The following is a 24,670-nucleotide window of genomic DNA, read 5'->3' on the forward strand; positions in this document are numbered from 1 at the left end:
AGGTGGTCAGGAGTGTTTCGGTCAGAGGTGGTGCAGGCAGGGGTGGTGCAGTCAGGGTGCATTCGTTGAAGGCCGGCGCGACGGGCGGCGGCGCGGTCAGAAGCGGCGCGGTCAGGGGTGGTCATGTGAGGAGGTGCCCCCAGACGGATTGGCCGGCGGTGAGGGCTCTGGCGTACCGCACCTCTGGGCACGGCCAGGAGGCGCGGCAGGCGAGGCAGAAGGCTCGGGTCACCTCGCGGGGCATGTGAAGGAGGAGCAGCCGTTCGGCGTTGGCCAGATCGTTGTCGGAGGCGAGGGCGACCAGCGGCACGCCGAGTTCGGCCCGCGGTCGTGATCCAGGCCGAGACGCTGGCTGGGCTTCTGGACTGTGGGCGGGAACGGAGGTGTGGGCTGGAAGGCCGGAAATCTCTGGACGATCGGCTTCGGTGGGCGCGCTGGAAGTTCCAAGCCGGATGGCGCGCACGGTTCCGAGACGGCCGGCATCGGCGTGCGTGGCGGGCGCGGGCACGTTGGAGGGCCCGAGACGGGTGGGTGGGACGGAGTCGTGTGGCATGGGCGCGGCCCCCTCGAGAGGAATCGAGAAAAGGGGGCGGGCGCCCGGGGTCGCCAAGGCCAGTTGGCTAGGCGAGCGCCCGCCCGTTCACCCGACCGCGCGGACCCCTCAGTCGACGCACGGTCAGGGGTTCGGGCGCTGCGACGCTCGGTAACGACGTATGCACAACTATCATGCATCCACTGCAAATATGCAAGTGCGAAATTGCCCTACGCGGCGCCGCGGCGGCGGAGGGTAGCGACGGCGGAGCCGGCGAGGGTCATAAGGCAGTCGGGGAGCTTGCCGTCGACCAGGGCGACGGTGAAGAGGGCGGTGCCGCTGGGGATGTCCTCGTTGACGTAGGCGCTGACGAAGCGGGCGACCCAGCGCTTGTCGTAGTTGGCGTCGTCGATGTCGGGGAACTCCAGGCGCCAGGGGCCGCGGGCGAAGTTCTCGCCGACCATCTCGCCGGCGAGGCGCCATGCGACGTCGTACGCGGCGCTCATCCCGCGCCGGTCGACGACCGTGTCGAAGGTGTGGACCACACCTTCGCCATCGCCCGCCAAGGCGGACTCCAGGACCATGGCAGCGTCCTGGTAGGTCTCGTCTCCGGCCTCATCCACGCCGACACCGTATGCGGCTCAGTCAAGCCGCGGGCGCCGAACGGCAGACTACGACCGGCGGAGTGCGCAGGTCAGCCGGGCGGTGCAGACGCGGTCGCCTTTTTCGTCGGTGATGGCGATCTCGTACGAGGCGATCATCCCGCCGAGGCGGAGGGGGGTCGCGACGCCGGTGACGATGCCGTCGCGGGCGGCCTTGTGGTGGGTGGCGTTGACGTCGATGCCGACGGCGATGCCGTTGAAGAGGCGGGCCGCGTGCAGGGCGGCGCCGATCGAGCCGAGCGTCTCGGCGAGGACCACCGAGGCGCCGCCGTGCAGCAGGCCGTAGGGCTGCGTGTTGCCGGCGACGGGCATGGTGGCGACGACCCGCTCCGGGGTGGCCTCCAGCAGGGTGATGCCCATCCGCTCGGCGAGGGTGCCCCGCATGGACATGCCGTCGGTCAGCGCATCACTCTGGGTGACGCCAGTGTCCTCCATGCCGCTAGAGGTTACCGGGTGGTACGCGGCCGGCCGGCACCTCCCCACTTAAGTCCTCGGCCAGACCGCGCTATGGTGCGCACGGCACCTTTGGGGAGGAGAAACACTCATGCGCGCACGGTCGGCCAAAGCCATCGTGGGAGCAATCACCGCGATTGGTCTGTTGCTTACCGCGTCCGGCTGCGGTTCCACAGCGCAGAGTGACGGCGACGCCCAACCGAAAAGCGATATCCGCTTCTACGGATCCGACGGCAACATGGCGAACTCGTTCGGCGAGGCGCTGAAGGATTCGCCGTCCGTGCTCGCCGGGATGAAGGGCACGACCCCGCTGACCCCGCTGAGCGAGGACTTCAAACGGCGGGTGAAGTCCATTGACTCCAGTCTCACGGACTTCAACTACGCGGGCGAGGCTTATGACGCCGTCGTGGTGGCGGCGCTGGCCGCGGAGGCGGGCAAGTCGGTCGAGTCGGCGTCGATCGCCAAGCAGCTGATCGGGGTCACGACCGGCGAAAACGTGTGCGACACGATCGCCGCGTGCCTGACGGCCGCCAAGTCCGGCAAGGATTTCAAGTACCGCGGAATCTCGCTGCGCCGCAGTGGTTTCACCGACGCGGGCGAGCCGTCGTCGGCCATGTATGGCGTGCTGAACTTCGGCCGGAGCAACACCATCGACGAGGCGAAGACCGAATTCGTCGGCGCTGGTGACGAGAAGAACGAGAACAAGACGGCGCCGCCGCCGGCGAGCGGTGGCAACAAGGGCGGCGGGAAAGGCGCGGCGCTGAAGTTCGGCCTGCTGCTGCCGAAGACCGGCGCGCTGGCGTTCCAGGGGCCGCCGATGTTCGCCGCGGCCAAGCTGGCGATCAAGGAGATCAACGAGGCCGGTGGCGTGCTCGGCCAGCCCGTCGTGGTCGAGGAGGGCGACGACGGCACCAACCCGGACGTCGCCAAGTCGGCGGTCGAGAAGTTCATCAACTCGAACGTGCACGTCATCATCGGCGCGGGCGCTTCGGGAGTGAGCAAGGCCGTCATCCCGCGGGTCGTGCAGGCCGGCAAGGTGATGATCTCGCCGTCGGCGACGTCGGACGAGCTGACGAAGTTCGACGACAAGGGCCTGTTCTTCCGCACGTCGCCGCCCGACATGCTGCAGGCCAAGGCGATCGCCAACATCATCATGCGGGACGGGCACACCAAGGTCGCGATCGTCGCGCGGGACGACACGTACGGCAGCGGGCTCGCCGAAGGCGTCCGCAACGACCTGACGGCCGCCGGCATCAAGACCAGCAACCTGCTGATCCTCAAGTACGAGGCGAAGGACAACTACGACCCGAAGGCCGACGCGACGAAGCTGTTCGCGCCGATCGCGGGGCAGATCAAGAGTTCCGAGGCGACCGCGATCCTGCTGGTGGGCTTCGACGAGTCGGCGCTGGTGATTAAAGCTCTGGTCGCCGCGGGCATAAAGGCACCAACGGCCTAGCGAACCACAGGGGCGTCGAGCCCCCACCCCTCGATTGACGTGAGAGGACCCAGCATGAGCGAGAACGAGACCGTCGAAACGCGCGGCGACCAGCGCATCGAGCTCCTCGTCGGTGACACGAACAACGACGGCAAGCCCGACCTCTGGGCCATCGACACGGACGGGGACGGCAAGGCCGACGTGTTCCAGTTCGACACCAACGGCGACGGCAAGGTCGACATCACGATGAGCGACATCGACGAGGACGGCACGCCGGAGCAGGTCGTCGACGGCGATGGCGGTCTCCCGCCCGCCACGGTCTGACCGGACCGCATCACGACGTGACCACGGCAGCGCGGCGGGGAGGAATGCCTCTCAGCCGCGCTGTTGTGCTACGTAGTCCCGCCACTGCTGCTCGAGCGTGCTGACGCCGATGCCCAGGACCTCGCGGGCCGCCGACTCGACCTCCGCGACGTTCTGGAACGCCTCGTAGAACGCGATCAGCTTCGCCTGGCCGTACTTCTCCGCGATCATGCGGTTCGCGAGCCAGCTGGCGATGTAGTTGCGCGGCTCGGCGTAGAACTGGTCGTCGGTCGGCAGGGTCGAGATGACGAGGTTGCCGAGCGCCTGCCTGATGCCCGCCGCGGGCACCTTGTCCTTCCTGTAGGCGACGTACTCCGCGAACCCCTCCACCACCCACCGCGGCGTCCGCGCGGTCGTCACGGGCCCCATGGCGGCGTGCGCGAACTCGTGCGTGAGGTCGTGCGCGAGCTCCTCGGTCTGGGCGGTCAGCTGCGTCGGGTTGAACACGACCCGGGTGGAGCTGTACGCCGGCGAACCCGCCCAGTCGCCGACCTGGTTGTAGAACGGCACGGCGATCGCCGCCACCTGCGCGACCCGCTCCTGCGACTCGGCGAAGTACGTGTCGAAGATCCGCTTGTCCTGCACGGCGGTGAACAGGACCTTGCCGTCCCAGCCGGACGGGCGGACCTCGATGACCTCCTTGAGGCTGGTCTCGGCCATCTGCAGCAGGTTGCGGCCGCGCTGGGCGTCGTCGGCGGAGACCACGGCGATGATGCGGTCGTTGCGCAGCACGGCGACCGGCCCGGTCGAGTCCCACGGCTGGCCGTTGGCGCCGAGCGGCATGTCCTTGCCGGCGGCGTCGCCGACGATGAGCCACTTGCCGTTGGTCCAGGCCACGACCGGCATCCACGGCGTGGCGACGGTCTTGCTGTCCACGCCCTCGACCCGGTGCCGGATGGTGACCGCCTCGACGTGGACGGCGGCGTGGTACCGGTCGAACAGCTGCGTCGGCAGGAACTTCGCCAGCTGCCGCGCGGGCAGCCGGGTGCGGTCGAAGCTGATGTCCGCGAACGGCATCTTGACCAGGTTGTCGAACAGCTGCTTCTGCCGCTTCACGAACGCCGCGTCGCTCTGGTCGACGTCCGCCATCCAGGCGTTGAGATCCTTCTTCTTGACCGCCTCGGTGTGCCGGGCGAGCAGCTCCTCGATCGCCTTGCCGCCGACCCCGGACCGCATGTCGACCCAGGTGGAGGAGACCAGGTCGGTCTCGCCGCCGCCACCTCCGCGCAGCGCCAACGCGGCGGCGGCCGCCCCGCCGAGGGCGAGGACCATGCTCACCACCAGCAGGGTGGTGAGGACGGGCCAGAGCAGGCTCCGGCGTGGCGGCGGCGGCAGGTGCGGCGGCGGCCAGCCGTAGCCGGGAGCGGGATGTGTCTGCGTCAGCGGCTGATGTACGAACTGTGCCGGCTGACCGGGCCCTCCGACCTGCGGGGGTCCGGGCGGCGGTCCGTACTGACCGGGCGGCGCGAACTGCTGCGGCGGCCCGTATGCCTGCGGTGGTGGCCCGTACTGCTGCGGCGCCCCGTATGGCTGCTGCTGCGGCGTGTACTGCTGCGGCGGCGCGAACTGCTGGCCCGGCGCGAACTGTTGGGGCGGCGCGAACTGCTGGCCCGGCGCGAACTGTTGAGGCGGCGCGAACTGCTGGCCCGGCGCGAACTGTTGAGGCGGCGCGAACTGCTGGCCCGGCGCGAACTGCTGCGGCACACCGGACGGCGGCGCCGGATACTGCCCCGGCTGAACGGCGCCGGGCCAGGCCGCGGGCGGTGCGGGAGGCGGCGCGGCCACCGGTACACCACCTGCCGCGGCGACCGGAGCGGCGGACGGCAGCGACTCGGCCGGCGGGGGCCCGGGCTGGGCCGGGATGACGGTCGCCGGACCGGCCGTCACGGGGGCGTCCGGCGCTGGACCTTCCCCGGCGTGCGCAGCATCGGTCGAAGGGGCTGCGGACGGTGCCACAGCGGCCGGTTCGGGGTTGGTCACATCGCCTGCCGACGTCGAGGAGCGGAAACACATCCTCCGCCAGGCCGGCGGTCCTTGTCGACCCCGGCCCGGCCACGGCGGCGGCCGAGCCGGGCGGCGCCGGCTCAGCACTGGTCCTGATTGGTCCAGGTGCTAGCCGAGCGTGGTCAGCTCGGCCGTGAGCACGTTGGACAGCAGCGCACCGTCCATGCGGACCTGCCGCAGGTACCAGCGCTGCAGCGGCGTCCGGTTCTGGCTGAACTGCCAGCCGCCCCGCGGGCTGTCGATCTGCCCGAGCTTGCCGATCGCGGCGTTGAGGGAGAACGAGTCCAGTGACCGGCTCGCGTCGCCGATCGCCTTGTCGAGCACGGCGGCGGCGTCGTAGGAGGCCATCGCGTAGGTCGACGGGATCGTGCCGTAGGCCTTCTGGTAGTCGGCGATGAACCGGCGGTTGGCCGCGTTGTCCAGGTCGGGCGAGTAGTTCATCGCGGTGTAGATGTCCTTCGCGTCGGCGCCCTGCTGCTTGAGGACATAGCCTTCGGTGAGGCTGCCGGGCGCGATCAGCTTGAAGTTGCCGGGGAACTTCGCGGCCTTGAACTGCTTGACGAAGTCGATCGCGGAGGCGCCGGCGTAGAAGGCGAACATCGACGTCGCGCCGGAGTTCTTGACCTGCTGGAAGACCTGGCTGAAGTCCTTCTGCTGGAACGGCGTCCACTTGATGGCGTTGCCGGCGATGGTGCCGTTGGCCGACACGAAGGCGTCGCGGAACCCGGCGACCTCGTCGTCGTCGCCTGGATAGTCGGAGGCGACGATCGCGAGCGGGCCGCCCGCGTTGTCGGCGGCCCACTTGCCGAGGGCCTGGCCGGGCTCGTTGGCGACGAACGAGGTGCGCCAGATGTAGTTGGCGCCCTGCAGCGCGGTCGGCGACGCGTTGGACCCGACGAGCGGCACGGCGGCGGTCTCGACGGTGTCCCGGATCGCCATGATCGTCGCGGCGGACGCGACGCCGGTCAGGGCGAGGACGCGGTCCTCCTTGGTCAGCTTCTCGGCGGCGGCCTTGCCGATGTCGGGCGTCTCGCCCTCGTCGACCTTGAGCAGCTGGACCTCGCGGTTGCCGAGCTTGTTGTCGTGCAGCTTGAGATACAGCTGGAAGCCGTTGTCCATCTCGTTGCCGAGGTCCTTGCGCGACCCCGTCAGCGGCACGATCATGCCGATCTTGACCGGCGGGCCGGGCGGCGGCGCGGTGTTGGACGTGGTGCTGGAGTTGTCGCTGCATGCGGAGAGTAACGGCGCGGCCGCTCCTGCCACGCCCGCGGCCGCAAAGAGTCGGAGCGCCTGGCGGCGGTTCAGGTGGGACACGTACTTTTCCTCCCCAGCACCCTGCGGCGGCGAGAAGACCTCGACACCCACGCTGCGTTCTACCGCCATCGCGCCGGACAGTCAATCGGCGAGGTCGGCCTCACCTCGGGTTACCGTCCCGAACGCGGCGAGGACGGCGGGCCAGGCGGCCGACAGCGGATCGATCACAGCGAAGTGTTCCACACCTGCCAGCTCGACCAGCGTGGTGTCGTCGCCGGCCCGGCGGGCGGCGCGGCAGAAGTCCCTGGACAGCTCCACGGGCACGATCGTGTCGTCGCTGCCGTGCACGATCACCGTCCGGACGTTCGACGGAAGGTTGCGCATCGGGTCGGCCGCCGTGTACGCCTCCGGGACCCGGTCCGGCGCCCCGCCCAGCAGCGCCGCCACCGCGCCGCCGTCCAGGTCGAGCTCGTGCGCGCGGGCCAGGTCGGCCACGGGTGCGAGGGCGACGACCCCGCCGACGGCGTCGGGGGCGACCGCGGCGTACCAGAGGGCGAGGTGCCCGCCTGCGGAGTGCCCGGCGAGGATCGGCCGGTCGACCGCGACGGGCCGCAGGCCGCGGTGCGCGATCTCCTTGCCGAGCAGGTCGGGCACGGCCACCGCGGCGGACGCCACGTCGGAGAATGTGCCGGGCCACCCGCCGCCGGGCTGCCCCGTGCGGCGGAACTCGACGGTCGCTACGGCGTAGCCCCGGTCGGCGAGGTCCGCGGCGAGCGGCCCGGCGTGCGCACGGTCCCATTCGCTGCGCCAGAACCCGCCGTGGATGAAGAGCACCAATGGCGCGCCGGCCACGGCCGGGAGCCGGACGTCGGCCAGCTGGTCGGGATGCTCTCCGTAGCGCAGCGTGAAGTCCGCGGGTCGGGCGGGCCGGCTGAGCACCTCGCGGGGGTCACTCGTCACGGGGCGACATTAACGCGTCACGAAGCGTGGCAACAGGGCCCCTTTGTGGTAGCCCGAGCGGTGGGTAGGCAAGACTAGGAACCATGGCAGATGAGGCGCAGGACGAGTCGCGCACCGTGCTGGTGGTCGGGCCCGACGGACGTCCGCTCGGCACCATGTCCAGCGACGAGGAAGGTGCGGAGGACCCGAGCAAGCTCATCGAGCAGCCGGCCAAGGTCATGCGCATCGGCAGCATGATCAAGCAGCTGCTCGAGGAGGTCCGTGCCGCCCCACTCGACGAGGCGGGACGCAGCCGGCTCAAGGAGATCCACCGCCGGTCGATCACCGAGCTGGAGGACGGCCTCGCCCCCGAGCTGCGCGACGAGCTGGAGCGGCTGTCGCTGCCGTTCGACGACGACTCCACGCCGAGCGAGGCCGAGCTGCGCATCGCCCAGGCGCAGCTGGTCGGCTGGCTGGAGGGCTTGTTCCACGGCATCCAGGCGGCGCTGGTCGCCCAGCAGATGGCGGCCCGGGTCCAGCTCGAGCAGATGCGCGGCCGGCCCGCCCTCACCGGCGGCCCGGGCGGCGCGCAGACCCCGACGGGTCAGCCGATGCCCTCCGGCACCGGCCAGTATCTGTAACACCTTGCGGAGCGCCACGATCGACAGGACCGCGAAGGCGCCTGCCGGTCGTGGCGTTCTCGTGATCCGGCCGCGTCAATAGCGGGCCTCAGTAGCGGTAGAGGGACTCCAGGTAGACGGCGACGCCGTCGTCCTCGTTGGTCGCGGTGGTGACGTCGTGGGCGGCGGCCAGGACGGCGGGATGGCCGTTGGCCATGGCGACACCCCGGCCGGCCCACGCGAGCATGGCCAGGTCGTTGGGCATGTCGCCGAAGGCGACCACCTCGGCCGACGGCACGGCGTGCTCGCGGGCGACCCGGGCGAGCGCCGTCGCCTTCGTGACGCCGACGGCGGAGACCTCGACCATGCCGCTGGAGGAGGAGTTCGTGGCCTCGCCCAGGCCGTCGAGGCACGCGCCGACCAGGGCGGTGAACTCGTCGGGCTGCTGGACGCCGGCGCGGACGAGAAGCTTCGCGGCGGGGCGGGTCAGGAGCTCCTCGTGCGTCACGGGGCCCACCGACTCGTGGTTGACCTCCCACGGGCCGACCGGGAACTCCTCCTCGTGGCGCATCTCGCGGCCGCCGTCACGCTCGACGGCGAAGACGACGCCGGGCACGGTGGCGCGCAGGCGGAAGCAGATCTCGGCGAGGACGGCCGGCTCGATCGGGGTGCTGTGCACGATGCTGTCGGTGCGGGGGTCGTAGGTCGCCGCACCGTTGGCGCAGATGGCGATCGGCCGGACGGTCAGCTGGTCGTACACCGGATGCAGCCACCGGATCGGACGGCCGGTGACCAGCACGATCACGATCCCCGCGGCGTCGAGGCGGTGGAGCACCTCGACGGTGCGGGGGCTGACCGTGCGGTCCCGGCCGACGAGGGTGCCGTCGAGATCGGTGGCCACCAGTCGCGGGGTCTGCGTCACAGCTTCAACATAGCTTCGAGGTAGGTCGCGACCCCGTCCTCGTCGTTGGTGAGCGTCGTCTCGTCGGCGAGGGCCTTCAGGGCCGGGTGGGCGTTGGCGACGGCGACCCGGCCGAAGCCGGCCCAGCGGAACATGGGCACGTCGTTGGGCATGTCGCCGAAGACGAGGATGTCACCGGGGTCGATACCGAGGGCGGTGGCGACGAACTGCAGGCCGGTGGCCTTGTCGACGCCGGGCGGGCAGATCTCGATGTACCCGAGGCCCGCCTGGGTGATCGTGGCCATGCTCGCGGGGACGACGCTCTCCGCGACGGCGAGCACCTCGTCGACGTCGCAGGTGGGGTGCCGGGCGAAGCCCTTGAGGACGGGACCGGTGAGGCACTCCGCGCGGACCCGCGCCTCGACGACGTCGGGGTAGCGCCAGTGCGGGTCGGTGTCGCCCCACAGCGGCGCCTCGTGGTGGTCGCCGGCCTCGATGAGCACGGACAGGGCGCCGAGCTCCCGCTCGAGCAGGGTGAGGACCTCGGCGAGGGCGTCGCCGGCGAGCCGCTCGTCGCGCAGGACGACCGGGTGGGCGGGATCGCGGATGTCCAGGACCCGGCTGCCGCCACCCATGACGAGGAAGTCGGCGGACGGGATGTCGGACCGGACGAGCTGGGTCAGGCGGGGGCCGCGGCCGGTGGCGCCCACGATGTGGATACCGGCGGCCTTGACCTTCTCCAGGACGTCCAGGGTGTAGGCGCTCACCGTGTCGTCACTCCGCACGAGCGTGCCGTCGAGGTCGGTCGCGATGAGCTTGGGCAAACTGTGCATTCGGTGCTCCTTCCGCGTCAGCGGGGCAGCAACCGTACCTCCGCAGTCAGCCAAGGTCACACCATGCGAGTAAATCTCAACCGAACGTACGACGTCCTGATGAGGACATCACTGCAGCGGGGTGACGGTCAGCTCGAGCGGCTCGGTGCCGTCGTGCGGCTCGTCCACGCGGCGCCGGCGGCCGGTGTCCGGCAGCATCCGGGCGGCGGTCAGCACCCCCGCGGCCAGCAGGGCGGTCGCGGCGATCGCCAGCGGATACCCGGCGCCGATGTGGATGCTCTCCTCCGGCAGCCGGTACGACACCAGCGCGCTGCCCCCGACGTGCTCGCCGGCCTTCTTGAGCCCGACGAGCACGAGCGCGTTGCCGGCGAGCAGGCCCAGCGCGGCGGCCGCCGCGGCCCGGCGGACCGTGCCGCGGGTCGCCACCAGCACGCCGACGCCCACGAGGGCGAGCGCGACGGTGGCGAGGTAGGCGATGACGTGGCCGTTGTTGAAGCTGGCCAGGTCGAGCTCGATGCTGGCCGGCACGGGCCCAGAGACCTCGTCCTCCCCGCCGGCCGCCGACCGCAGGTCGACCGACGCCCACGGCAGGTACTGGGCGGCCGCGGCCAGCGCGAACCCCGCGACGAGCAGGGCCACGCCGACCGGGCCGGGGCCACGCTCGCCACCGTCGCGCCCACGCTCGTCGACGGATTCCACAGCAGCCGGCTCAGACATACCGCGCAGGGTAGCTCAGGAAACGAACCTCAGGTTGAACCGAAGATCCTGCTTGACGCCCCAAACGGCCAGCCACATCGGCAGGTACTGCTCCATCGCGAACGCCTTGTCGATCCCGCCGAGGTCCAGCACGTCGCCCTCGAGCCAGCCGAACTTCGCCAGCACCCCCTTGACCAGGGTCTTCGCCCCGTCGTCATCGCCGGCGACGAAGATGTTGTGCCGCTCGGACAACAGGTCGGGCCGCACCATGATGTCGGCGTTGACGGTGTTGAGCGTCTTGACGACCTTCAGCTCGGGGAACGCCTCCTGCAGGCCGGCAGCGACGGGATTCACCGCCGCGGCCGTGAGGTCGTTGGAGATGTCGGCGAGGACCTTGCCGGTCAGGTCGCCGGCGGCGCGCAGCACGTCGAGCGACAGGTTGCCCGGGGTGGCGTTGAAGATCAGCGGGCCGTGCGCGGCCGCGTCGGCGAACGTGCCGGCCCGGCCGCCGGTCCGCTCGGCCCAGGCGACGGCCTTCGGGTTGGTGGCCTCGCGGGAACCCATGACGACGTCATACCCCACCTCGACGAGCCTGGTCGCGATCGCGTCGCCGACCATGCCGGTGCCGAGGACCCCCACATTGAGATCAGTCATGCTCACCGGCAACACCCGCCGGCGCGGAAACATGCCTGCGCGCGCGGCCGATCGCGATCAGCCCGCAGGCGAACCCGAGCAGCGGCATCGCCACGAGCGCCAGCCAGCTGCCCGCTGACGTGCCCACATCCGCGATCCGGCCCGGCCCGGCGAGCTGACCGTCGAACGTGGTGATGAGGCTCACTACGACCGATGCGGTCACCAGCGACAGGATCGGCCCGGCGAGCCCGGCGAACCTGCGGCCCTGGTTCGCGCCGAGGACCGCCGCCCCGAGTACCGCGATCAGCGTGAGCAGCAGAATCACGTACCAGAGCCCCATGCGGATGTTGAGCACGGTGAGGCTGTCGAGACGTTGCTGGGCCCGGCGCCCGGACCCCGTCACCACCAGCTGCTGCACCCACGGCACGAAGATCGAGGCAATGCCGGTGAGCAGGCCGACCACGGCCAGCAGGCCGCCGATCTGCACCAGTTTGCGCTGCATCAACTTGATCCCTCCCAAGACTGCCGAGCTCGTCCCAAGGAACACACGGAATGGGCTAGCGTCTGGTTCATGCCTACTCGCACTTCATCCGCCCGCTGGGAGGGCGACCTCAAGTCCGGCGCCGGCACCGTCTCGACCGGCTCGGGCACCTTCCAGGGTTCCTACTCCTTCCCGTCGCGCTTCGAGAGCGGCCAGGGCACCAACCCGGAGGAGCTGATCGCGGCCGCGCACGCCGCCTGCTACTCGATGGCGCTGTCCAACGGCCTGGCCAAGGCCGGGTTCACGCCCACCTCCGTGGAGACGTCCGCTGCGGTGCAGTTCGGCCCGGTCGAGGGCGGCTTCGCCATCACCCGGATCGACCTGACCACCCGCGGTGACGTTCCCGGCATCGACGCGGCCGAGTTCGAGAAGCAGGCCACCGACGCCAAGGCCGGCTGCCCGATCTCCAAGGCGCTCGCCGCCGTCGAGATCACCCTGGACGCGCAGCTCGTCTGAGCACCGCGCTCGTCAGGGATCTCCCTTGAGAGGGTCCCCCGCCATGGGGGACCCTCTTTGACATGCCGGTACAGATGAGCAAGGAGCGCTTCGAGGAACTCGTGGGCGAGGCCCTGGACGAGGTCCCCGAGGAGCTGCTCGACCTCATGGACAACGTCGTGATCCTGGTCGTCGACGACCCGCCGCCCGGCGAGCCGGACCTGCTCGGCCTGTACGAGGGGTTCTCGCTGACGGAGCGCGGCTGGGACTACTCCGGTGTGCTGCCCGACCGGATCTCCATTTACCGCAACCCGATCCTCGCCATCTGTGACGATGAGGACGACGTCGTCGACGAGGTCGCGATCACCGTGGTCCACGAGATCGCCCACCACTTCGGCATCGACGACCGGCGCCTCCACGCGCTCGGCTGGGGCTAGGGGGTTTCCTGATGCGTAGTGCGCTGTTCGCCACGGAGAACATGGAGAAGGAGTCGCAGCAGCCCGGCCTCCGGCTGCAGAACTCCAAGATGCTCAAGGCCGAGCTCAACGGCGAGATCATGGCCCGGACCGGCACGATGGTCGCCTACCAGGGCCAGGTGACGTTCCAGGCGCTCGGCTCCGGCGGGGTCGGCAAGTGGCTGAAGTCGAAGCTGACCGGCGAGGGCGTCCCGCTCATGAAGGTCACCGGCCGCGGCGACGTGTTCTTCGCCGACCGCTCCGCCGACGTCCACCTCATCGACCTGGAGCAGGGCGACGCCATCTCCATCAACGGCGCCAACGTCCTCGCGTTCGACTCGTCGCTGCAGTACGACGTGAGAATGGTCCAAGGAGTCGGCATGCTGTCGCCGGCGGGCCTGTTCAACTGCGTGTTCACCGGTCAGGGCCGGCTCGCGATCACGACGAAGGGCACCCCGGTGGTGCTGACCGTCGACGCGCCCACGTACGTCGACCCGCAGGCCGCGATCTGCTGGTCGGCGGGCCTGCAGACCGGCTACCACCGCGCCGACCAGCTCGGCATCGGCACGCTGCTGGGCCGCAGCACCGGTGAGGCTTTCACGATGAGCTTCGCCGGCCAGGGCTTCGTCGTCGTCCAGCCGTCGGAGGAGCCGCCGCAGGGTCTCGCGGGTGGCCAGGGACAACAGGGGCAGGGCGGGGTCCTGGGCAACCTGCTCGGCAGTTGAGTCGCGCTTTTGTAACGGCAGGTCCGCAGGCCCTTGGGGGACCGGTTACGCTGCGCAGCGTGCGCGGTGACATCTTCAAGGCCGAGAACATGGCCCAGCCCCCAACCCAGGCAGGCATGAGCCTGCAGCACTCCAAGTGCGTCAAGTACGCCGTGAACGGCGAGGTCCTGGCCCGTCAGGGTGCCATGGTCGCCTTCCGCGGCAACCTCCAGTTCGAGGTGAAAAGCCAGGGCGTCGGAAACTTCCTCAAGCGCGCGGTCACCGGTGAGGGCCTGTCCCTCATGGCCGTGCGTGGACAGGGCGAGGTGTGGTTCGCCGACGCCGCCTCCGACTGCCACATCCTCGACATCGAGCCCAACGACGCGTTGTCCATCAACGGCAAGAACGTCCTCTGCTTCGACCCCTCGTTGCGGTACGACATCCAGATGATCAAGGGCGCCGGCATGTTCGGCGGCGGCCTCTTCAACAGCGTCTTCACCGGTCAGGGCCGACTCGCGATCCTCACCCAGGGCGCCCCGATCATCATCCCGGTGAGCCCGCAGGCCCCCGTCCTGGTCGACACCGACGCGGTTGTCGGCTGGTCGAGCAGCCTGCAGACCAGCATCCAGAAGAACCAGAGCCTCAAGTCGATGCTGCGCGGCGGCTCGGGTGAGCTCTTCCAGCTGATGCTGCAGGGCCAGGGCTTCGTCATCGTCCAGCCCAGCGAGGGCAAGCCGTCCGCCCAGCAGGCCAGCAGCGGCGGCCTCCTCGGCAGCCTCGGCGGCTGACCGCCAACCAGCCACGGTCGAAGGGTGGGCCACCCCGCCCATCCTTCGACCCCGCTTTTGCCCACCCCTCCGGCGTTCGCCGCCGATTTGGCCCGCCGCTGGCTTGACCCGCCGCCGACTTGGCCTGCCGCTGGCTTGGCCTGCCGCTGGCTTGGCCTGCCGCTGGCTTAGCCTGCCGCTGGCTTGGCCTGCCGCTGGCTTAGCCTGCCGCTGGCTTGGCCTGCCGCTGGCTTGGCCCGCCGCTGGCTTGGCCCGCCGCTGGCTTGGCCTGCCGCCGACTTGGCCTGCCGCCGACTTGGCCCGCCGCTGGCTTGACCCGCCGCCGGGCCGAACGCCCCCGGGGCCGGACCCACTACCGGCCAACCCGCTGCCAGGCTAGACGCGCTGCCAGCCATCTCGTGCGCGACCGACCCGGTGTCCGCGTCCGCCTCCGCGAGGACAGCCAGGAACGCGCCCGATGCACTGCCACCCGGGCCGGTCGTCGACCCGGCCCGCCGCCAACCCGATGCCCGGATGCGCTGCCGGCCCGACCTGTGCTGTTGCGGCCCGACCTGCTGCCGGGCGGGCAGGCTGGCGCGACAAGCGCCTCGTCCTCACAGTCCTGACCAGCGCGTGCACCCCCGTCCTCACAGTCCTGACCGGCGCATGCGCCTCGTCTTCACAGTCCTGACCGGCGCGTGGCAGAGCGGTGGCTGCTGCTACGTCGCGCGGGCGGGACGGGGGCGGGCTGCGATCACGGCTGGGCTGGACGACGGGTCGTGGTGGGGCGAGCGGCTGCTACGGCGGACGAACCCCGGTGAACGGTGACCGCTTTCAAACCGTACACCCATCGAAAAAACCGAACCCCCCGTTGTCACCCTCCGCGGTCGCGGCGGCCACAATCAGTGCGGCGGCGGGTCAGGTGCCGTTGCGGATCTCGGTGAGCCAGCGGGCGGCGGCGGTGAAGTCGTCGCCGGACAGACCTGGGGCGCGGCGGGGTGGTGGGTCGCCGTGGGAGGCTCGCGGGTACGAGCCGAGGAACCGCACGTCAGCGCAGATGCGGCGCAGGCCCTGCAGCGCCTCGCCCATCGGGGCCTCGGCGACGTGGCCGCCGCAGTCCAGGAAGAACACGTAGCGGCCGAGGCGCTCGCCCGTCGGGCGTGACTCGATCCTGGTCATGTTGATCCCGCGGACCGACAGCTCGGTCAGCACGGCGAGCAGCGCGCCGACCCGGTCGTGGGCGATGTAGACGGCGAGCGTGGTCAGGTCGTCGCCGGTCGGCGGGGGTGGCGGTCCGGGTCGCGACACGAGCGCGAAGCGGGTCATCGCGCCGGCGTTGTCGGCGATGTCCTTCGCCAGGACGTGCAGCTTGTACCGGCTCGCGCCGATGGCGGCGCAGATCGCGGCGTCGAACTCGCCGCTGCCGGCGCCGATCGCGGCGGTGGCGTTGGACAGTACGTCGACGACCGCCGCCTGCGGGACGTGGTCGCGCAGCCACTTGCGGCACTGGGCGCTCGCCTGCGGGTGGGCCGCGACCGACCGGACGGTGTCCAGCGGCCGGTCGTCGGCGGCGGCGAGGACGAACTGCACCGGCAGCACGACCTCGCGCGTGATGATGAGCGGCTCGCCGTTGGCCAGCTCGTCGAGCGTGACGCCGACCTGGCCGCCGATCGAGTTCTCCAGCGGGACGAGCGCGGCGTCGGCCTCACCGGCGCGCAGCGCGTCGAGGGCTTCCGGGACGCTGCGGGCCGGGGTGAGCACCCCGTGGTCGGCGGCCGGGACGGTCTTGAGCGCCTGCTCCGAGAACGTGCCTTCAGGCCCCAGGTACACGAACCGCGTCGGCGGCACACCAGGCATGTGTCAAGCCTAGTCGCTCAGCAACTCGCGGCGCTCAGCAGCGCCGGTGGCGCGGTCGCTTTCACCTCGACGCTGCACGGGTCGGTGCCGGCGGTGACGATGGTGAGCGCGGCCGGTGCGCCCTTGGACATGATCTGCAGCGGCTCGGCGTTTGCGACGGTGAGGATGGTGTACTGCCAGACCCCCGCACACAGTGGCCCGCTCTTCACGGTCAGCCCGCTCCCGGCGGGGAGCCCGGGCCGCGCCCGGCGGACCGCCGCGATGACCTGCTCGCCGCTCGGACGGCCGTTGCACTGCGACACGTACGCCTCGGAGAACGGCGTCACGCTCGCGCTGGGCCGGGCGGACGGGGTGCCGGCCGCGGTGGTGCGCCCCGGCGGCACGTTGGGCGTGCTGACCGGCGTGGGGCTGGCGGTGCGTGCCGGCTGGTGCGACACGGGCGGCAGCAGCGGCCCGGCGTCATCGTCCGACCGCGTGCAGCCGGACAGCAGACATCCAAGGCTGACGATCGTAAGCACAGCGGCCGCAGTGCGCATGCAGGACATCGTAGGGTGCGGGTTTCCCGCCGTTCATGCGGCGCCGGAGCCGTCGAACGGCCAGGGCCGCCCACCCTTCCTGGAAGCGCGTCAGACGGTGCCGGCGGTGGACACCCGGTGTCCTGCGGCATCGAGGGCGGCGAGTGCCTCACCGAGCCGGACCGACGGCACCAGCACGTAGTCGGTGTCGAAGGTGGAGAACGCGAAGATGTTGACCCGGGCGTCGGCGAGCGGCGTGACGATCGAGGCGAGGATGCCTGTGAGGGCGAGCTGGACCGGCCCGGCGACCCGCAGGCAGCGCCACGGCGTCTCCACCGAGGCGCCCTCGGGGACCTGGTCGGCGGGGCACAGGATGGAGACCTCGTCGGGTGTCCAGGTCACGGAGATGACGTCCTGGCCCGCCGCGGCGGCCTCGGTGAAGCCTGCCGGCAGGGGCGACCCGGCCGGCAACCGCGCGATCGCGTAGTCACCTGGCAGCACTTCGAGGTCCAACATGACAAGGAGCGTACGGTGCGAACGCGTTGCGTGGCGGTAGCCGTGAGCCAGGCCACGTGCTTCCCCCCGGACGAGGTCGTATTCGTGAACGACGCTCGACCGGAGCCGCCTCGACGGCGCTCTGGACGGCGCTCTAGACGGCACTCTCGACGGCGCTCTAGACGGCGCTGAAGAACGTCAGCGAGCCGACGACCTGGCCGTCCTGCAGCAGCGGGGTCGCGATCGCGTCGAACGTGCGCGGCCCGGTCGCGCAGCGCACCCTGAGCAGCCCGCGGGCGAGCCGGCCGGAGGACAGGGCGAGCAGCGGCGGCGTCTTGTTGATCTCGGACGCGTCGAGCGCGCCGCCGTCGCCGAAGTCGAGCAGCTGCAGGACGCCGTCGACCAGCGGGCGGTCGATGGCGGACTCGGTGAGCCCCAGCAGGTCCTCGAACGACGCGGACACGGCGACGATGACCGCCTTGTCGTCGATCACGAGGCTCGGCTCGGCCGCTTCGGCGACGGTCGCCGCCCAGCGGTCGAGGGACGACTCGATGGGCGGCTCGGCCAGACCCGCATCGACAGCGTCGGACTCGACCTCACCGAAGTCGGACACGCGCCCGTCGGGCGAGCGGGTCAGGTGTGGGTCGGAGATGGAAAGCTCGACATGCGCCACAGCGCCTCCTCAGGCACCGGTGCGGCGGACGCGTCCGCGCAGCGAAGACATCATCGCATCATTCAGCGGCTGATCGGTCCCCAGCGATTGCTCAATCCGGCGCTTCATGTCGAGCGGCTCCACGCCGCAGAGGCTACTCCGCGTCACCCCGCTTGTCAGTGCCCACGCGTTCATCGTCCTTGTACCAGCGGTAACTGTCGGCGAAGGCGGCGTAGGACTGCGAGGACCACGTCGACGGGTGCAGCGCGAGCGAGAACACCTTGTCGACGGTGTCGCCGGCGAGCCGCATTCCCCGGGCGTTCAGGACGCGCGGCAGCTCGTGGTACGCGGTGACGAGGCAACCCTTCGGCACCCCGTAGAAGCTGATCTTGCCGGTGCCGGCGAACGCCAGGATCGGCATGACCGGGATCGACACCCCGGCGCTGCGGGAGAGCGCCTCGGCGGCGGCCTTGGCCTCCGCGCGGGTCTCCTCGACGTACTTGGGGCGCTTGCCGTCGATCTGCACGATGTCACCCGCGAACGAGACGCGGCTGCGGCCGTGGTCCTTGACCGTCACCGCGAACACGCCGCCGGGCCCCATGGCGAGGAACGAACGCCGCTCGGCGCCGGTCAGCTCGCGCAGGTCCAGGACGTGCCAGTCCTCGCCGAGGCGGCCGATGAGGCTGCCCATTCTGCGGTACAGACGGTTGTGCCCTGCCTCTTCCCGGCGGGCGCCGCGCTCGGCGCGTCGCTCGCGCATCCAGTCGATGGGGGAAGGCCGGCCGGCATCAACAATGATGCGATCGTCAAACCCTTCGGGCTGCGAATCCTGGCCACTACGGTGCAGCAGCTCGGTCATCTCGCACACCTCCAAGTCGCCGCTCGGTTGCGTGTGTGTTCAAACACCGTACGTGTTTGTGGGCCGAACCAGCATACTTGGATGGGTGAAAGACTCGGAATGACTGGGATGAATGCCACATTCACGACGTCTCGTGAATTTGCAGATAGCGCCCAACCGGCGGATATCGGGTCAGCCGTTAGTCTGAATCGGTGAGCCTTCATCACGTCGACAGCGAGGTCGGCCGGCTCGGCACGGTGCTGCTGCACCGCCCGGGCGCCGAGCTCGCCCGGCTGACCCCGCGAAACAACGACTCGCTGCTGTTCGACGGAATCCCATGGGTCGGAAGGGCCCAGGAAGAGCATGACACGTTCGCGCAAGCACTGCGCACTCGTGGCGTCGAGGTGCTGTACGTCTCGGAACTGCTCGCCGAGACGCTCACCCTGCCGGTTGCCCGTCAGGAGGTCACGCGGGCCGTCCTCGACGACGTCCGGCTCGGCGACACCCTGCGCGGCCACGTCGCCGCACACCTGGCCGCGCTCGACCCGGCCGGCCTCGCGGCCACGCTCATCGCCGGGCTGTCGCGGGCGGAGCTGCGGGCGGGCGGTGGTCTCGTACACGCGCTGATGGACCGGACCGACTTCGTCATCGACCCGCTGCCGAATCTGCTGTTCACACGCGATTCATCGGTCTGGATCGGGGGTCAGGTCGCGGTGACGAGCCTGGCGATGCACGCCCGGCGGCGGGAGACGTCCCTCACCCACGCGATCTACCGGCACCATCCTCGCTTCTCCGGGACGCCGCTGGTGTACGAGCCTGGGCTGGAGCACCTGGAGGGCGGCGACGTGCTGCTGCTGGCGCCGGGCGTGCTCGCGGTCGGCGTCGGGGAGCGGACCCGGCCGGCCGGCGCGGAGCGGCTCGCCAGGCGCTGCTTCGAGCGCGGCCTGGCCCACACGGTCCTGGTCGTGCCGATCGCCCAGGAGCGGGCCACCATGCACCTCGACACGGTGTGCACCATGGTCGACGTCGACGCGGTCGTCATGTACCCGAACGTCGCCAGCACCTTGCGGGCGTGGACCGTCACCAGCACCGACCTGCAACTGGACGAGCTCGTCGTCAGCGGGCCGGAGCCGTTCATCGTCGCCGCCGCGAAGGCCATGCGGATCGACACCCTGCGGATCATCGACACCGGCCTCGACCCGGTCACCGCCGAGCGTGAGCAGTGGGACGACGGCAACAACACCTTGGCGATCGGTCCGCGGCTCTGCGTGGCGTACGAGCGAAACACCGAGACGAACGCCCAGCTGGAGCGGAACGGGATCGAGGTGATCCGGATCCCCGGCTCCGAGTTGGGCTCGGGCCGGGGAGGTCCGCGTTGCATGTCCGCACCGATCGTGCGGGCTTCGTCTGCTTTGACGCTTGGCGCTTGATCAGCGCAGCGGCTGGAGGCGGCCGAGCAGCCCCTGCTTGCTGCGGCGCTCGGCGGCGGTCAGCGGCTCGCTGACGGCGAGGGCTTCGGCGTACCGCTTCGTGAACTCGGCGACCGGCGCCTCCCACTCCTCGGCGTCCACCTCGAGCGGCAGGTCCCACACGGGCGCGAGGAGCCCGTGCGCGCGGAACATGCCGGCAAACTTGGTGTTGTCGCCCAGCAGCAGCCCGCCACCCGCCGACAGCCGCGACAGCGCGTCGAGCGCCCGGTCCTCGTCGTCGCCGAGGACGAGCCGGACGTGGGCCCGGTCGGTGACGCGGCACCAGTACGTCGCCGGCGCCGCCGACAGACGGACCGTCGGGAAGATGCTCGCGTTGGCCCGCTCCAGCGACGCCCGCACGTTCGGGTCGTCGGTGGCGTTGTCCTCGAGCCAGAACTCGAAGCCCGTGTGCACGGTGATGTCCAGCGGCGCGTTGACGATCACGTCCTGCAGCCGCGGCCCGACCCCCGGCAGCGCCGGGATGTTGACCGTCTGCCCGGTCGGCGTGTCCAGCGCGCACTGCAGCGCCACGGCCAGGTCACGGGACACGTCCCCGGACTGCACGTGCCGCTGCAGCCCGATGAACACCCGCCCGTCGGGCTTCGTCATCGCCGGCCACGCCATCGGCAGCACGGTGGCGAGAATGACGGGCCGGTCGCCGTACTTCTCGGCCAGCTCGGGCGCCAGCTTCAGCGGCGCCGAGGCGGCCGGCACCAGCTCACGCAGCGCGATCCACTCCGGCTCGTCGGCCAGCCCCTCGAACGGCCGCCCCACGTAGACGTCACGAATCTTCTGGCGCTTCTCACCCTCGGCGGACCGGCCACGGGGGGTTTTCGCTCGCTTGCTCACGGCGACCCAGCCTAGGCGGTCCGAAACCCCCACGGGCAAAGACCCACCACCCCGGGCGCGTCACTCACCCACCAGCGCCACCACCTGACCGACAAGTCGGAAATGTCGCCCACCTCATCGCCGCCGTTCGCCGACGGTATTCTCAGTTGGACTTGTACAGCGCCCCACCCGGCACACAGACGCACCGACCAGTCGCAGACAGTAAGATGCGAAAGGTCAATTAGTTCGGCGGGTGTAAGGTTGCTGTAGATCGGCCAGGCAGCGACCAACCGGCCCGCATCCGCTTCACTCGGCCGCTATCGGCCACCACCCCTGTCAGCGGCGCCCAGTTCGACGAACTCTCGCGCCCGGTCGACCAGTCCGGGGACCGGGGTCAGGCAGACGCCGACATGCCGCGCGCACGCGCGTGAGGCTGCCGCGCGACAGCGCTGGCAGTGCGAGCGCAGCGAGCATGGGGGTGCGGGTGGGAACCCCCGCCGGGCCCCGCCGCGGAGCGGTGGGGGGATTGCAGGGTTACAGCGTGGCCCAGACGCATTGGCCTAGGCCGTCGCGTTCGACGCCCCAGTGGGTGGCCAAGGCGGCGACGATGGTCAGGCCGCGGCCGTCGACGGCGTCGGGGGCGGCGACGCGGAGTTCGGGGCCTGCGGGGGAGCCGCCGTCGGTCACGCGGATCTCCAGCGTGTCGTCGGGGAGCAGGCGCCACGCGACGCGGATGACGTCGCCGGGAAGGGGGGCGGCGTGGCGGACGGCGTTGCCGACGAGTTCGGCGGCGATGGCGACGGCGTCGTCGAGGCGGTCCGCGGTGACGAGGGTGTCGAGCTCGTGGGCCAAGCGGTGGCGGGCAAGGTGGGCGCCCCGGGCGTGGTGGGGCACCACGACGCACCAGGCGCGCTCCGCGATGGTTGTGGACACGCTCTCAAGCCTCCCCGAGGGCATCTGCGTCGGCGCGGGGCAGTCGCACCTCGGCGATGGTCCCGCCGCCTTGGCGTGGACGCAATGATACCCATCCATGTTGACGCTCAACGATCCTACGCACCAGATACAGCCCCAGTCCGACGCCGCCGCGGGTGCGTTGGTCGCCGGTCTCCAGTTGCCAGAAACGCTCGAACGCCCGCTCGACGTGCTCCGGGCGGATGCCGATGCCTCGGTCGGCGACCCTGAACCAGACTGACTGCTCGTCTGCACCCGCGGTCAGATCCGCTTCTACCCAATTCAGTGAGTATTTACCCGCATTCGTGACGAATTCCGCAAGGATCGTCGCGAGGGTGGCGCGCTCGCCCAGGGCCTTCGGCAAGCATTGCGGCAGGGAAACGGCCAGCGTGCGGCGCTGCTCAGGGCTCAGGTCGTCGACCGCGGTGGTGAGGGTGTCGATCAGGTCGAACGGCAGCAGCGCCGAGGCGTCGCCGGGGTTCGCCTCGTCGCCGACGGCGTTCAGGAGGCGGTCGACGAGCCTGCTGAGCTCGCGGGCGCGCTGGCCGACGACGTACACCGCCTCGCGGCGGGAGCCCTCGTCGAGGGACTCCCAGTGCTCGACGAGCGTGTCGGCGTACCCGCGGATGACGGTGATCGGGGTCCGCAGCTCGTGCCCGGTGAGGGCGATGAACAGGTCCCTGCCGTCGGAGGGCTGGTCGGCCCGGGCGTGGAACGACACAGCGATGTCGGTGGAGCCGGGCACGGTGGCGGCGCGGATCTGGATCCAGGTGCCGCAGGCCATCTGATGCTCAACGATCTCGCCGCCAGCGGGCGAGCCACCGCCAGTGAGCGAGTCGCCGCCGGCGAGCGAGCCACCGCCGGCGAGCGAGCCACCGCCGGCGGCCGGAGAAGTCGAAGGCAACGGGAAAGGCCACGGCTCGCCGATCGCCGCCTCGGGTGAGCGCGCGGTGAGCAGGGCGGCGGCCGGGTTCCAGGTGCGCACCAGATGGTCGGCGTCGAGCAGGGCGAACGGCTCCCCCACGGGGTCGAGCACCGGCCCGCCGTCGTGGATCGGCAGGCCCCGCCCCAGCGAGTACTGGAGGCCGACGAGCCCCGCGAGAAAGGCGAGGGCGGCGCGTTCGCCGGCGCCGGCGGTGCCTTCGGTGTCGCGGTAGCCGCCGACGAGCACCCCGACGGCGGTCTTGCCGGCGGTGACCTCGGCGGCGACGAAGCGGTGCAGGCCGCGCCCGCGGAGGTGTTCGCCGCCGACGGTGCCGAGCAGGTCGACGGGGAACTCGCGGACCCTGGACCCGTACTGCAGCAGGCCGCGCAGCGTCGGATGGATGAGGTCGACGGGGCGGCCGAGGGACCAGTCGAGCGCTCCCGCGGCGGCGACGACGCGCCCGCTGTCGTGCCCGTACTCGACGAAGGCCGCCCCCGCCGCGCCGGTCGCGTCGACGGTGACGTCGACGGTGCGCTGGAGTGCGGGGAGCCCGCCGTCACCGGTCGCGAGCTGCTCGGCGATCTCGGCCAGGCCGCCGAACACGGCGGTGGCGTCGACCGGACCGCGAGCATCGACCATGATGCGAGTCTGCCTCCCCACGCTTCGCTTTGAAAGCCCAATGCCCAAACTTCTCGACGTGCGATTCCGGTGACCTCGATGGGCGTGACGACGGATTCCGCAGTGGTCAGTCGCGCAGGCCCATTTCCTTGAGCCGTTCGATCACGAATGCGGGCCGGTCGGAGATTATGCCGTTGACCTTGAGTTTTACCACCAGGTCGACGTCGTCGGGTTCGTTGACGGTCCACACGTACACGGGGAACCCCCGCCGGTGGAGGCGTTCGACGAGCTCGGGGGAGGCGCGCAGGAGTGAGACCCCGGGGCCGCCGATGCTGCTGCCGGGTGGGAGCCAGCCGATGCGGCTCGGCACGGACCAGACGTCGATGAGCATGACGGTGGGCAGGGCGGGTGCGAGCTGCCGGACCCGGCGCACGGCGTTGGCGGAGAACGACATCATCGTGACGTGGACGGGCTGTTCTTCGCTGGGGCGGTCCAGGCCGTACCGGCGGAGGAGCTTGAGCAGCGCGGTTTCGACGGCGGCGCCGTAGCGGGTGGGGTGTTTCGTCTCGATGAGCAGCCGCATGGGCCGGCCGGCGTCGACGGCGAGGCCGAGGAGTCGGTCGAGGGTGAGGACCCGGCCGCGCCACTGGTCGTCGGTGAGCTTGCGTTCGGTGATGAGCTCGTCGGGTGATTCGGGCAGGTCGGTGCGCCACGAGCCGAAGTCGAAGCGGTCGAGGTCGGCGAGGGTCTGCACGCTGACGCGGCCGCGGCCGTCGCTGGTGCGGTCGATGCGGGAGTCGTGGAGGCAGACGAGGTGGCCGTCGCGGGTCAGCCGGACGTCGCATTCGAGGCCGTCGGCGCCTTCCTCGATGGCGAGGAGGTAGGCGTCCAGGGTGTGTTCGGCGTGCCGGTACGACGAGCCCCGGTGCGCGAACACCCACGGCCGCTCAGGCGACCCGGGGAGCACCGCCGTCCTCGCTCACCATGGGCCGGCCGGCGGCCGCCCAGTCGGACATGCCGCCGTCGAGGTTGGTGGCGCGGGTGAGCCCCTGCTGCTGCAGGTAGGCGACGACCTGCGCGGAGCGGCCGCCGACGCGGCAGACGACGATGACGTCGCGGTCGGCGGGGATCTCCTCGATCCGCGTCGGGATCTGCATCATCGGCAGGTGGTGGGCGTCGGGTGCGTGGCCGGCGGTCCATTCGTCGTCCTCGCGGACGTCGAGGATGTAGGCGTCGGCAGCTACCTCGTCGACCGTGACGGTCGGCACAGCGGATCCCCTGAACACGGTCCCAGC

Annotated in this window: 28 protein-coding genes; 8 read left to right on the top strand and 20 right to left on the bottom strand. The window is 70.8% G+C overall.

Annotated elements, in window-relative coordinates; translation table 11 throughout:
* Positions 1 to 762 precede the first annotated feature (762 nt).
* On the bottom strand, positions 763 to 1,155 hold the full coding sequence (locus tag AB0J72_RS01150) for a hypothetical protein (protein WP_363393084.1): 393 nt from the start codon (positions 1,153 to 1,155) through the stop codon (positions 763 to 765).
* 48 nt (positions 1,156 to 1,203) lie between these two features.
* Positions 1,204 to 1,629 (bottom strand): hotdog fold thioesterase, encoded by a 426-nt coding sequence (locus AB0J72_RS01155; protein ID WP_344500962.1) that lies wholly within the window; start codon positions 1,627 to 1,629, stop codon positions 1,204 to 1,206.
* A gap of 109 nt (positions 1,630 to 1,738) precedes the next feature.
* Here AB0J72_RS01155 and AB0J72_RS01160 point away from each other — a divergent pair, with 109 nt between their 5' ends.
* Positions 1,739 to 3,103 (top strand): ABC transporter substrate-binding protein, encoded by a 1,365-nt coding sequence (locus tag AB0J72_RS01160; RefSeq protein WP_363393087.1) that lies wholly within the window; start codon positions 1,739 to 1,741, stop codon positions 3,101 to 3,103.
* A gap of 54 nt (positions 3,104 to 3,157) precedes the next feature.
* The gene (locus AB0J72_RS01165; protein WP_344500958.1) at positions 3,158 to 3,406 is read left to right on the top strand and encodes a hypothetical protein; all 249 of its coding nucleotides are present in this window, start codon (positions 3,158 to 3,160) and stop codon (positions 3,404 to 3,406) included.
* Positions 3,407 to 3,457: 51 nt separating this feature from the next.
* Here AB0J72_RS01165 and AB0J72_RS01170 read toward each other — a convergent pair whose 3' ends face one another.
* The 3 genes from AB0J72_RS01170 to AB0J72_RS01180 all read right to left on the bottom strand — a co-directional run bounded on the left by AB0J72_RS01170 (position 3,458) and on the right by AB0J72_RS01180 (position 7,663).
* Positions 3,458 to 5,332: a hypothetical protein gene (locus tag AB0J72_RS01170; protein ID WP_363393090.1), complete on the bottom strand. Its 1,875-nt coding sequence runs from the start codon at positions 5,330 to 5,332 to the stop codon at positions 3,458 to 3,460.
* Positions 5,333 to 5,557: 225 nt separating this feature from the next.
* Positions 5,558 to 6,832 (bottom strand): ABC transporter substrate-binding protein, encoded by a 1,275-nt coding sequence (locus AB0J72_RS01175; RefSeq protein ID WP_363393093.1) that lies wholly within the window; start codon positions 6,830 to 6,832, stop codon positions 5,558 to 5,560.
* A 12-nt stretch (positions 6,833 to 6,844) separates the two neighbouring features.
* Positions 6,845 to 7,663, bottom strand: coding sequence for an alpha/beta hydrolase (locus AB0J72_RS01180; protein ID WP_363393096.1), 819 nt, complete (start codon positions 7,661 to 7,663; stop codon positions 6,845 to 6,847).
* Between the two features lie 83 nt (positions 7,664 to 7,746).
* Here AB0J72_RS01180 and AB0J72_RS01185 point away from each other — a divergent pair, with 83 nt between their 5' ends.
* On the top strand, positions 7,747 to 8,283 hold the full coding sequence (locus AB0J72_RS01185) for a bacterial proteasome activator family protein (protein WP_363393099.1): 537 nt from the start codon (positions 7,747 to 7,749) through the stop codon (positions 8,281 to 8,283).
* Between the two features lie 88 nt (positions 8,284 to 8,371).
* Here AB0J72_RS01185 and AB0J72_RS01190 read toward each other — a convergent pair whose 3' ends face one another.
* From AB0J72_RS01190 to AB0J72_RS01210, 5 genes are all read right to left on the bottom strand, one after another.
* The gene (locus tag AB0J72_RS01190; protein WP_363393102.1) at positions 8,372 to 9,184 is read right to left on the bottom strand and encodes an HAD family hydrolase; all 813 of its coding nucleotides are present in this window, start codon (positions 9,182 to 9,184) and stop codon (positions 8,372 to 8,374) included.
* Complete coding sequence (locus AB0J72_RS01195; RefSeq protein WP_363393105.1) at positions 9,181 to 9,996, bottom strand: HAD hydrolase family protein; 816 nt, start codon at positions 9,994 to 9,996, stop codon at positions 9,181 to 9,183. Before AB0J72_RS01195 ends, AB0J72_RS01190 begins: the two co-directional genes overlap by 4 nt.
* 108 nt (positions 9,997 to 10,104) lie before the next feature.
* Complete coding sequence (locus tag AB0J72_RS01200) at positions 10,105 to 10,713, bottom strand: hypothetical protein (RefSeq protein WP_363393108.1); 609 nt, start codon at positions 10,711 to 10,713, stop codon at positions 10,105 to 10,107.
* Positions 10,714 to 10,728: 15 nt separating this feature from the next.
* The gene (locus tag AB0J72_RS01205) at positions 10,729 to 11,346 is read right to left on the bottom strand and encodes an NAD(P)-binding domain-containing protein (protein ID WP_363393921.1); all 618 of its coding nucleotides are present in this window, start codon (positions 11,344 to 11,346) and stop codon (positions 10,729 to 10,731) included.
* Positions 11,339 to 11,872 (bottom strand): hypothetical protein, encoded by a 534-nt coding sequence (locus AB0J72_RS01210; protein ID WP_363393111.1) that lies wholly within the window; start codon positions 11,870 to 11,872, stop codon positions 11,339 to 11,341. Before AB0J72_RS01210 ends, AB0J72_RS01205 begins: the two co-directional genes overlap by 8 nt.
* A gap of 24 nt (positions 11,873 to 11,896) precedes the next feature.
* Between AB0J72_RS01210 and AB0J72_RS01215 the strand changes: the two genes are divergently transcribed.
* The 4 genes from AB0J72_RS01215 to AB0J72_RS01230 all read left to right on the top strand — a co-directional run bounded on the left by AB0J72_RS01215 (position 11,897) and on the right by AB0J72_RS01230 (position 14,248).
* Positions 11,897 to 12,322, top strand: a complete 426-nt coding sequence (locus tag AB0J72_RS01215; RefSeq protein WP_344500940.1) for an OsmC family protein — start codon at positions 11,897 to 11,899, stop codon at positions 12,320 to 12,322.
* A 62-nt stretch (positions 12,323 to 12,384) separates the two neighbouring features.
* A complete protein-coding gene (locus tag AB0J72_RS01220; RefSeq protein WP_363393114.1) occupies positions 12,385 to 12,738 on the top strand; it encodes a metallopeptidase family protein in 354 nt (117 codons plus the stop codon).
* An 11-nt stretch (positions 12,739 to 12,749) separates the two neighbouring features.
* Complete coding sequence (locus AB0J72_RS01225; RefSeq protein WP_363393117.1) at positions 12,750 to 13,481, top strand: AIM24 family protein; 732 nt, start codon at positions 12,750 to 12,752, stop codon at positions 13,479 to 13,481.
* Positions 13,482 to 13,540: 59 nt separating this feature from the next.
* A complete protein-coding gene (locus AB0J72_RS01230) occupies positions 13,541 to 14,248 on the top strand; it encodes an AIM24 family protein (protein WP_363393120.1) in 708 nt (235 codons plus the stop codon).
* 897 nt (positions 14,249 to 15,145) lie between these two features.
* Here the strand turns inward: AB0J72_RS01230 and pheA are convergent.
* From pheA to AB0J72_RS01255, 5 genes are all read right to left on the bottom strand, one after another.
* Complete coding sequence (gene pheA, locus AB0J72_RS01235) at positions 15,146 to 16,084, bottom strand: prephenate dehydratase (protein ID WP_363393123.1); 939 nt, start codon at positions 16,082 to 16,084, stop codon at positions 15,146 to 15,148.
* 17 nt (positions 16,085 to 16,101) lie between these two features.
* Positions 16,102 to 16,620, bottom strand: coding sequence for a hypothetical protein (locus AB0J72_RS01240; protein WP_363393126.1), 519 nt, complete (start codon positions 16,618 to 16,620; stop codon positions 16,102 to 16,104).
* Between the two features lie 90 nt (positions 16,621 to 16,710).
* Positions 16,711 to 17,115 (bottom strand): ACT domain-containing protein, encoded by a 405-nt coding sequence (locus AB0J72_RS01245; RefSeq protein WP_344500930.1) that lies wholly within the window; start codon positions 17,113 to 17,115, stop codon positions 16,711 to 16,713.
* 157 nt (positions 17,116 to 17,272) lie between these two features.
* A complete protein-coding gene (locus AB0J72_RS01250; RefSeq protein WP_363393129.1) occupies positions 17,273 to 17,767 on the bottom strand; it encodes a hypothetical protein in 495 nt (164 codons plus the stop codon).
* Positions 17,768 to 17,900: 133 nt separating this feature from the next.
* Positions 17,901 to 18,506, bottom strand: coding sequence for a hypothetical protein (locus AB0J72_RS01255; protein WP_363393132.1), 606 nt, complete (start codon positions 18,504 to 18,506; stop codon positions 17,901 to 17,903).
* 290 nt (positions 18,507 to 18,796) lie between these two features.
* On the opposite strand from AB0J72_RS01255, the gene AB0J72_RS01260 reads away from it, so the two are divergent.
* Positions 18,797 to 20,014 carry an arginine deiminase gene (locus AB0J72_RS01260; RefSeq protein WP_363393135.1) on the top strand — a complete coding sequence of 406 codons (1,218 nt, stop codon included), beginning with the start codon at positions 18,797 to 18,799 and terminating at the stop codon, positions 20,012 to 20,014.
* Here AB0J72_RS01260 and AB0J72_RS01265 read toward each other — a convergent pair whose 3' ends face one another.
* From AB0J72_RS01265 to AB0J72_RS01285, 5 genes are all read right to left on the bottom strand, one after another.
* On the bottom strand, positions 20,015 to 20,902 hold the full coding sequence (locus AB0J72_RS01265; RefSeq protein WP_363393138.1) for a DUF5926 family protein: 888 nt from the start codon (positions 20,900 to 20,902) through the stop codon (positions 20,015 to 20,017).
* 513 nt (positions 20,903 to 21,415) lie between these two features.
* Entirely contained in the window at positions 21,416 to 21,838 is a 423-nt protein-coding gene (locus AB0J72_RS01270) for an ATP-binding protein (protein ID WP_360559206.1), read from the bottom strand.
* A complete protein-coding gene (locus AB0J72_RS01275) occupies positions 21,819 to 23,396 on the bottom strand; it encodes a HAMP domain-containing sensor histidine kinase (protein WP_363393141.1) in 1,578 nt (525 codons plus the stop codon). The genes AB0J72_RS01270 and AB0J72_RS01275 overlap by 20 nt, the downstream gene beginning before the upstream one ends.
* A gap of 106 nt (positions 23,397 to 23,502) precedes the next feature.
* Positions 23,503 to 24,312: a glycerophosphodiester phosphodiesterase family protein gene (locus AB0J72_RS01280; RefSeq protein WP_363393143.1), complete on the bottom strand. Its 810-nt coding sequence runs from the start codon at positions 24,310 to 24,312 to the stop codon at positions 23,503 to 23,505.
* A 10-nt stretch (positions 24,313 to 24,322) separates the two neighbouring features.
* Positions 24,323 to 24,643, bottom strand: a complete 321-nt coding sequence (locus AB0J72_RS01285) for a rhodanese-like domain-containing protein (protein ID WP_363393146.1) — start codon at positions 24,641 to 24,643, stop codon at positions 24,323 to 24,325.
* Positions 24,644 to 24,670 lie beyond the last annotated feature (27 nt).

This window comes from Dactylosporangium sp. NPDC049742 (assembly GCF_040674675.1).
Classification (GTDB): Bacteria; Actinomycetota; Actinomycetes; order Mycobacteriales; family Micromonosporaceae; genus Dactylosporangium; species Dactylosporangium maewongense.